Raw genomic sequence first — 2940 nt, forward strand, 5'->3', positions numbered from 1 at the left:
TACGCACTTCAAATCAACAACAATCTCCTGACCTTTCTCAAATGCTGGAAGAGCCTCTATCAATGCCGATCGGGGAAGATAATCCTCCGTCTTAACTAGAAGAGAGAATCTCGTTCCAGAACCACTCTTCAGATTCACTACAGTGTCATAAATACTCTTGACAGTGAGACTACTGATCTCCTCATTCCAATCGTTGCTTCTCTCGAATGGATACAGATGGATCATATTACCCCGTTTTCTCGAAGGGCATCCATCTCTTGAACACTAATTCCAAGCATTCCTATATAGATCTCGCTATTGTGTTCCCCAAGCAAAGGAGCCGGACCGGAAATAGAAGCGGGAGTCTCCGAGAATTTGATCGGAACACCCGGCATTTTCACTGTTCCGCTTCCGTGGGAAACTTCAACTATCATCTCTCGCGCTTTGATCTGCTCGTCTTCAAAAAGATCGGATACGTCATTTATCTTCCCGGAAGGAATATCCAGTTTCTCAAAGTCGCTCAGCCATTCCTCGGATCCTTTCTTCTTGAGCTGTTCACTGATTATTTCCATAAGATCGGAAATATTCTTTACTCTAGCGGGATTACTGGCGAATCTTGGGTCATCACATATGTCCGACCTGCCAATTGCTTTGCAGAACTTGTTCCAGATGCCATCATTTCCTACAGCGATGTTGATTTTGCCGTCAAGAGTCTCGAAAGAGGCGAATGGCGCGATTGATGGATGTCTGTTTCCTATCGGAACGGGGACCTCGCCAGTTGCCGCATATCTGGCGATGGCGTTTTCCAGAACAGCGACCATACTGTCAAGCATTGCAACATCAACCATTTGCCCTCTTCCCCTATCATTACGGCTTAGAAGTGCGGCGAGAATTCCAATGCATGCAAATGTTCCACAGAAAATGTCTGCGATTGAGCTTCCAACCTTCGTTGGATTATCTTTGTCAGGACCAGTTATGCTCATCATTCCGCTAAGTCCCTGAATAATGAGATCATAAGCCGTTCTTCTGCTCATGGGACCGGAATGTCCAAAACCGGACGAGCATGTGTATATGAGCCTGGGATTAATCTCTCTCAGCCTCTCCGCAGGAAAGCCGAGTTTCTCAAATACGCCCGGTCTGAAGTTTTCCACCAACACATCCGCACTCTCAATAAGTCTTTCGAGGAGACTCTTTCCTTCGGCTGTCTTCAAATTTAGAGTGATACTCTTCTTTCCTCTGTTTATGCTCATGAAGTAAGCGCTTTCGTCCCCGACAAAAGGACTGAACGATCTTGAATCGTCTCCGCCGTCAGGTCGCTCCACCTTCACGACGGTGGCGCCCATGTCGCAGAGAAGCATTGTGCAGAAAGGTCCAGCAAGGACCCGCGTAAGATCGAGAACAAAGAGACCTTCAAGGGGCTTGGACAAGACTATCTCCTCCCATATGGAATTCTTTTTGAAGGTTCGAAGACGCTCTTTCCTTTAGTCAGAATATCGCTGTAGGACTCGAGGTTTCTATCCTCTATATGGTCGAACATCTGATCTCTCGAAGAACCTGGAGTAATCTTCTTTATTGGATCATCATTCAATCTTGCAGCAATATACTCTTCGCAACCCGAAGCCTGGACAATCTTCGCCCCAGACGGGTGGACAATCATTGACGAGCCGAAGAAATTCGCTCCGCTTGCGTCTTTTCCCACTAGGTTAGATGCAATCCAGTAAACATGGTTGTCATAAGCTCTTGCCCTGTTGGTCAGTTCCCACTGATCATAAGTTCTCAAGAATGCTGATGGCCGACAAACCACCTCTGCACCCTTCAGCGCGGTCACTCTTGCCAGTTCGGGAAAGTCACCGTCATAACAAATCACTACCCCGATATCTGCAATCGGGGTCGAAACAACAAGCGGATCAACTCCCGGAGTAGTCCATCCACCGGCCGCCAGCCTTTCGGTCGGAAAAGGATGAGTCTTACGGTAAACACCAAGAATGCCTTCCGGACCAAGAACAGCAGCGCTATTGTATATGATTCCCCGCTCCTTGCCGCGCTCATACGTGGGGAAGCAAATATAAGCCTCAAACTCACTCGCCCATTTCAGCCCTTCATTCGTTAGACGTCCGGGGATCTCATCAACCGCATCCCAAAGCTCACTTGCACTTCCTATTGGAGTGAAACCTGTCGTGAAACTCTCTGGCAATACGATCAGTGATGCTCCCGTTTCCTTTACGCATCTGCTTATCCAGCGGTATGCAACTTCCAGGTTTCTCTCGATTTTCATAGGCTCAACTTCGAACTGAATTGCTGAAGCAACAAACTCCTTCATGGCAGACATTCCTTTCGCTTAACATAAAAAGTATCTATATGTCACAATCTAGCACATCGCAGGCAAATAAGAGAAATGTTCTTTACAGAGTCTGCATATGAATTATTGAAGAATATGGCGGGAGGCAAAGCTGGCTTCGCAAGGAAGTGATGCCACCTTCGGTGGGACGCAATGCACTGAAAAGCATCAGTGGACGCAAGGCTGGCAAGGATCATGCCAGGTCGCAATGCCGGCGAAGAACAGCCGGGACGCAAGGCTGCCTTCGGCAGGAGGCAGAAGAAAGAGCAAGTCACCTTCGGTTGCCAGTCTTTGCTTCGCGGGCAGAGAACCACCTTTAGGAACGGGTTATTTAAATCGGGTTAGGAGGAGCGGGTTAATAGAAGCGGGTTATCAGAACCGAGTTTTGAAGAGCGAGATCCTGTGCAGAACCATTCACAGGATGACAGTCTCTTCTGCTGCCGAAGAAAAACCGCTGTACGCTATAAATCAAGGACCCGCTGATCTCTGTTAACAGAGACATCATCTTTATTCTATTCCCTGGTCATCCCGATATGAAACTGATCGGGATCTCGCATCTAGAAGCTGCTTCAAGCTGTGGAGATCAGTTGCAAGTTGTTGTGTGCCAAGAAGGCGAAGAAGGA

At 47.8% G+C, this 2940-nt stretch carries 3 protein-coding genes; all 3 read right to left on the reverse strand.

Annotated elements, in window-relative coordinates:
* Window positions 1–225, reverse strand: a 225-nt coding sequence (locus tag ENN47_06120) for a DUF2877 domain-containing protein (protein ID HDP77747.1), incomplete at its 3' end; no start/stop codon positions are given.
* Entirely contained in the window at window positions 222–1406 is a 1185-nt protein-coding gene (locus ENN47_06125) for a CoA transferase (protein HDP77748.1), read from the reverse strand. The genes ENN47_06125 and ENN47_06120, both read right to left, overlap by 4 nt.
* Before the next feature lie 2 nt (window positions 1407–1408).
* Window positions 1409–2299: a carbon-nitrogen hydrolase family protein gene (locus ENN47_06130; protein ID HDP77749.1), complete on the reverse strand. Its 891-nt coding sequence runs from the start codon at window positions 2297–2299 to the stop codon at window positions 1409–1411.
* Window positions 2300–2940: the final 641 nt, after the last annotated feature.

Source organism: Mesotoga infera, assembly GCA_011045915.1.
Classification (GTDB): domain Bacteria; phylum Thermotogota; class Thermotogae; order Petrotogales; family Kosmotogaceae; genus Mesotoga; species Mesotoga infera_D.